Below are 6191 nucleotides of genomic sequence, written 5' to 3'. Positions count from 1 at the left end.
GCCCGAGCTGCTGCTCGAGCTGGGCGGCGATCGGCCTGGCAAAGGCATCGGTGCCGCCGCCGGCCGGGAATGGCACGATGAAGGTGATGGGTTTCTGCGGCCAGGCCTGGGCCTGCGCCGGAGCAGTGGCCGCCACGCCGAAACCCCCGGATACCGCAAGCGCGATGAGCCAGCTAGACTTGATCATGAATGCTCGTCCTCCCTGAAACGAAACCAGGCTCTTGATGGCCATTGACGCGATGCCATTGCGGCATTCTGTATGCATCTAAATGGATTAGGGCATCGGCCGCAGCAAATGACAAGCAAGCCATTTGGCCGATGCGAAGCCCGCAATTGCGATTGCGCCGATGCCGGAGACAGACGCTTTTCATGAGCCGCCTCGACAGTTTTATCCGCCGCCTCGAAGCCCAGCGCCGCATCCTCGACTGGGCGGCAGAGTCCGTCACCAACCGCAATGGGCTCGTGCTCGAGCTTGGCCTCGGCAATGGCCGCACATACGATCATCTGCGCGAAATCCTGCCGAAGCGGGAGATCTATGCCTTCGACCGTGAGGCCACGGCCAATCCGCGTTCGATGCCTCCGGAGAGCGCGCTGGTGCTCGGCGACATGGCAAAGACGCTACCGGACTTCGTGGAGCGGCATGGCCGCAATGCCGCGCTGATCCATGTCGACGCCACAACAGGTGTGTCGGAACGCGACCGTATCCATCTGGCCTGGTTGCCGGAGCATGTTGCCGCACTCGCGCAGGACGATGCACTCATCATCAGCGGCTCCGATCTCGAGCATCCTGCACTGGTTGCCGTTTCGCTCCCCGATGGTATCCCGGAAGGGCGCTACTTCGCCTATCGCCGCGCGGCTCCGTAAAGCGCGCGCTTGCAAGCCTGAGCTTATCTTATGGCCGAGGCGGGACCTGTCTGAGGAGACGACATGACCGGAGGCATCCACCACCTCACGCTGATCACCCGCGATGCGCAGGCCAATGTCGATTTCTATGTCGGCTTCCTCGGCCTGCGCCTCGTCAAGCAGACCGGCGGCTACGAGGATGCGGAGCAACTCCACCTGTTCTACGGCGACCGCCTGGGTTCGCCTGGCTCGCTGGTCACCTTTCTCGTCTGGCAGGACGGCTCGCCAGGTCGGGTCGGACATGGGCAGGTGAGCGAGATCGCGCTGGCCGTGCCACCGGCGAGCATCGGCTTCTGGCTGACGCGGGCACTGACGCAGCGTGTGCCCACTGAGGGACCGAAGCAGGAATTCGGCGAGCCCGTCTTGCGTTTGCGCGACCCCGACGGGGTGATCGTGAAGCTCGTGGGTACGGATATGGCGGCCGCGGCGCCATGGCAGGCGCCCGGGATCGCACCCGAGGATGCGATCCGCCGGGTTCGCGGCGCAACCATCCTGTCTGAAACGCGGGAGGAAACGGCCGCCTTCGTCGCACGCTTCGGCTACCGGCCAGCCGCGGCCACGACCGCTGTTCAGCGCATGGTGTCCGATAGTGGCGATGTCCTCGATATCCGCGATGCCGGCGGGTTCTGGCCCGGAGCTCCAGGCACGGGCATCGCGGACCATGTCGCCTTCCGGGCGAGGGACGAGGCCGCAGTGAAGGCCATCGAAAGTTCTCTGGCACGCCTCAATTCCTCGGTCACCACGCTTCACGACAGAAAATACTTCACCTCTCTCTATGTCCGCGAACCCGGCGGCACCCTGATAGAACTGGCGAGCGACGGCCCGGGATTTACGGTCGACGAGCCCGAGGACAGGCTTGGAACCAGCCTGATGGTTCCTCCATCCGATGGCAGCCGGGCTTCCGAGATCCGTGTCGTGCTGCCGCAATTCTCCCTGCCGGGAGAACCGCGCATGACCTATCGCGATCTGCCCTTCGTGCACCGTTTCCATGTGCCCGCAACGACGGACGGCAGCACTCTCGTGCTGCTCCATGGCACCGGCGGCAACGAGGCGGATCTGATGCCGCTGGCGCACCGGATCGCGCCGGAAGCGACCTTGCTCGGCGTGCGTGGACGCAGCACTGAGGAGGACACAGCACGCTGGTTTCGCCGATCGTCGCCGACCGAATTCGACCAGGCCGATATTCGTGCCGAGGCCGCCGCCTTCGCGGCCTTCGTCGAGAGTGCGACAAAGGGTTACGGGCTGGATCCGGCACGCACGACTTATCTCGGCTATTCCAACGGCGCGAACTTCCTTGCCGCGATGATGCAGATCCATCCCGGCCTGATCCGCCGGGCCATCCTGCTGCGCGCGATGAATGTGCTCGAACTGCCGCAGGAGACCGATCTTGCGGAGGCGGATATCCTGATCCTGGCCGGGGCTTCCGATCCCTTTGGTGTGCATGCAGCGGAGCTGGAAGCGCGGCTGAGGCAAGCCGGCGCCCAGGTCGAGGCGCAAGTGATCGCAGCGGGACATGAGCTATCGGAGGCCGATGCGGCCGCCGCCAAGGTCTGGCTGGCGGCACGCTGAAGATCCTCGGCAAGAGCTGAATGAATTGCAGGCAAACCCTTCCGTGGGCGCGGCCCATGGCTTAAAGGCGCGGGACCTCCCTGAAATTTGGTCCCGTAGAAGCATGATTCGTCTCGAGAACATCGGCAAGCAGAACGGCAAGCAGATTGTCTTCATCGAGGCATCCGCAGCGCTCCAGAAGGGCGAGAAGGTCGGCCTTGTCGGCCCCAACGGCGCCGGCAAGACAACGCTCTTCCGCATGATCACGGGGCAGGAGGCGCCCGACGAGGGTCTCGTGGCCGTCGATCGCGGCGTGACCATCGGCTATTTCAGCCAGGACGTCGGCGACATGTCCGGCCGCAGCGCCGTCTCCGAGGTCATGGACGGGGCGGGCCCGGTCAGCGCCGTTGCGACCGAGCTGAAGGAGCTCGAGACCGCCATGGCCGATCCCGCCCGCGCGGACGAGATGGACGAGATCATCACGCGCTATGGCGAGGTCCAGGGGCGGTTCGAGGAGCTCGACGGCTACGCCATGGATGGGCGGGCGCGCGAGGTGCTCGCCGGCCTCGGATTCAGCCAGGAGATGATGGACGGCGATGTCGGTGCTCTCTCCGGAGGCTGGAAGATGCGCGTCGCGCTGGCCAGGATCCTGCTCATGCGCCCTGACGCCATGCTGCTCGACGAGCCGAGCAACCATCTCGACCTCGAGAGCCTGATCTGGCTCGAGGCCTTCCTGAAGGGCTATGATGGCGCACTGCTCATGACTTCGCATGACCGCGAGTTCATGAACCGGATCGTCGACAAGATCGTCGAGATCGATGGCGGGGCGCTGACGACCTATTCGGGCGATTACGAGTTCTACCAGCAGCAGCGCGCGCTCAGCGAGAAGCAGCAGCAGGCCCAGTTCGAGCGCCAGCAGGCGATGCTCGCCAAGGAGATCAACTTCATCGAGCGCTTCAAGGCACGCGCCTCGCATGCCGCGCAGGTGCAAAGCCGCGTGAAGAAACTGGAGAAGATCGACAGGGTCGAGCCCCCCAAGCGCCGCCAGACAGTCCAGTTCGAATTCCTGCCCGCACCGCGCTCCGGCGAGGACGTGGTCACCCTGAAGAACGTGCACAAGCGCTACGGCAGCCGCAGCATCTATGACGGGCTCGATTTCCAGGTGCGCCGCAAGGAGCGCTGGTGCGTGATGGGCATCAACGGCGCCGGCAAATCGACGCTGTTGAAGCTGGTGACAGGGGCCACCGAGCCGGACGACGGCACGGTCGCGCTGGGCGGCACCATCAAGCTGGGTTACTTCGCCCAGCACGCCATGGAGGTGCTGAACGGTGACGCCACCGTGTTCCAGTCGCTCGAAGACTCGTTTCCCCAGGCGGGGCAGGGCTCGCTGCGAGCACTGGCCGGCTGTTTCGGCTTTTCCGGCGACGATGTCGAGAAGCGGTGCAGGGTGTTGTCCGGTGGCGAGAAGGCCCGGCTGGTGATGGCGAAGATGCTCTACGATCCGCCGAACTTCCTGGTGCTGGACGAGCCCACCAACCACCTGGATATCGCGACGAAGGAGATGCTCATCACGGCCTTGGCGCAATACGAGGGGACCATGCTGTTCGTCTCGCACGACCGCCATTTCCTCGCCGCACTGTCCAACCGCGTTCTCGAACTGACCCCCGAGGGCGTTCACACCTATGGTGGCGGCTATACGGAATACGTCGCGAGCACGGGCCAGGAGGCTCCCGGCCTGCGGAGCTGAGCTGGCAGCGGAGCTCCCTGGCCATCGCTCGCCGAGCATTCGGCTCGGCTCTCGTCGGGCTCACGGCGGGGCGCGATCGGGCCTACAATTCCAGGCTGCCATCGGAGCGAGGCATCGCCACGATCCACGAAGCCGCTTCGAGCGCAGCCTCTATACTCCAATCAGAAACCACGCCGCCGATGCCGCCTACCATCGACACCATGCTCACGACGCGGCGCCCGTTCGTACTGCTGGAGGACCGGCTCGCGGCAGCCGCGTCGGCCCAGCTCTACTGTGAGCCGGTCGAGGTCGTTCGATGCGACCATACCGAGGAGATCTCGTCTGCGCTCGGTAGAATCGAAGACGGCCTGTCCCGGGGGCTGCATGCCGCCGGCTTCCTGAGCTACGAGCTGGGATACGCCTTCGAGCCACGCCTCGTCGCGTCGATGCCGCAGGCGAGGGCGCTTCCCCTGCTGTGGTTCGGGCTGTTTCGGGCGCCGCTGCAGCTCCCTGCCGCGCAGCTGGACCAAGCCTTTGGAGCACTGGGACCTCCGCCGCCGCTCGGCACTGTTCGTCCGCAGCTCGATGCACCAGCGCACGCGGCCAAGATCCAGCGTGTCCTGGACTATCTTCACGCCGGCGACGCCTACCAGATCAACCTGACCTTTCCGATCGCCTTTCGCTACGACGGCGATCCCCTCGCGCTCTATGCCGCCTTGCGGTCGAGCCAGCCCGTGGCGCATGGCGGTATCGTTACCATCGACGATGCGAGCATCCTGTCGGTTTCGCCGGAGCTCTTTCTTGAGGTCGAATCGGGGCGTGCGACGACGCGCCCGATGAAGGGAACAGCACCGCGACGCGACGGACCGGCAGCGGAGCACGCCGCTATGGAAGAGTTGCAGGCCGACCCCAAGCAACGCGCCGAGAACCTGATGATCGTCGACCTGCTGCGCAACGATCTCGGACGGATCAGCGCCATGGGGTCGGTCGAAGTGCCAAGCCTCTTCCAGGTCGAGACCTATCCGACATTTCACACGCTGACGTCGACGGTGACATCCAGGTTGCGTCCCGGCCTCTCGCTCGAAGACCTGCTGCGGGCTGTCTTCCCCTGCGGCTCGATCACCGGTGCGCCGAAGCTGCGTGCGATGGAGATCATCCGCGAACTCGAGGACGGCGCGCGCGATCTCTATACCGGTTCGATCGGGCAAATCTCGCCCGATGGCGATCTTCGCTTCAATGTCGCAATCCGCACGGCAACGATCTTTCCGGGCGGTGCCGGCCGCTATGGCGTTGGCGGCGGCATCGTCACGGATTCGCGTGCTGCGGACGAGTATTCCGAATGCCTGCTCAAGGCCCGTGTCCTGACCGACCTGGCCGAGGAATACGGACTGATCGAAACGCTGGGCTGGTCGCAAGAAACCGGTTTTGCACGGCTGCCCCTGCATCTCGACCGCCTCGACCGTTCGGCAAGGGCGCTCGGCTTCCGCTTCGACCGCGACGAGGCGGAAACGCGTCTTGCTGCGCTGGTCGAGACCTTTGCRCCGCAAGGGCTGCGCCGTATCCGCCTCGAACTCCGTCGCAACGGCGTGCTCGGTATCGCCGCACCAGTGCTCGCTGCCGAGCCGGACCGGCCTCTCGAGGTCGTCCTCGCCGCCGCAAGGGCCGATGCAGGCGACCCATTCCTGCGGTACAAAACAACGCGCCGTCGTATCTACGAGACCGCATTTGCGGCAGCCGTCGATTGCGGGGCCGATGAAGCCGTCTTCCAGAACCGCGCAGGCTTTGTTACCGAAGCAACGCGCAGCAACATCTTCGTCGAGCGGGACGGAATCCTGCTCACACCGCCCCTGTCCGATGGTGTCTTGCCGGGCGTGCTGCGCCAGACCCTGATCGAGAGCGGACGGGCCGTTGAGCGGCAACTGCGCCCGGGAGATCTCGCTCGGGCCGGGCACTGGTTCCTGGGCAATAGCCTGCGCGGCTTGAGGCCCGCTCGATTGATGAGCTGAAGCCTGCG

General features: G+C 65.1%; 4 protein-coding genes and 1 pseudogene. 4 read left to right on the top strand and 1 reads right to left on the bottom strand.

Going from position 1 to position 6191, the window contains the following annotated elements; all coding sequences use genetic code 11:
* Positions 1–187, bottom strand: a pseudogene (locus tag AC1DRP_RS15580) (tripartite tricarboxylate transporter substrate binding protein); the annotation flags it as partial.
* Positions 188–369: 182 nt separating this feature from the next.
* Between AC1DRP_RS15580 and AC1DRP_RS15575 the strand changes: the two are divergent.
* The 4 genes from AC1DRP_RS15575 (at position 370) to AC1DRP_RS15560 (ending at position 6183) form a co-directional block, all read left to right on the top strand.
* Entirely contained in the window at positions 370–864 is a 495-nt protein-coding gene (locus AC1DRP_RS15575) for a class I SAM-dependent methyltransferase (RefSeq protein WP_441507817.1), read from the top strand.
* Between the two features lie 63 nt (positions 865–927).
* Positions 928–2472 (top strand): VOC family protein, encoded by a 1545-nt coding sequence (locus tag AC1DRP_RS15570; protein ID WP_441507816.1) that lies wholly within the window; start codon positions 928–930, stop codon positions 2470–2472.
* 103 nt (positions 2473–2575) lie between these two features.
* On the top strand, positions 2576–4198 hold the full coding sequence (locus tag AC1DRP_RS15565) for an ABC-F family ATP-binding cassette domain-containing protein (protein ID WP_441507815.1): 1623 nt from the start codon (positions 2576–2578) through the stop codon (positions 4196–4198).
* A gap of 179 nt (positions 4199–4377) precedes the next feature.
* Positions 4378–6183 (top strand): aminodeoxychorismate synthase component I, encoded by a 1806-nt coding sequence (locus AC1DRP_RS15560; protein WP_476768917.1) that lies wholly within the window; start codon positions 4378–4380, stop codon positions 6181–6183.
* Positions 6184–6191 lie beyond the last annotated feature (8 nt).

Source organism: Allobosea sp. 01N443, from assembly GCF_056399325.1.
The sequence above is the reverse complement of the archived record's forward strand: the minus strand, read 5'-3'. Positions and strand labels throughout refer to the sequence as shown.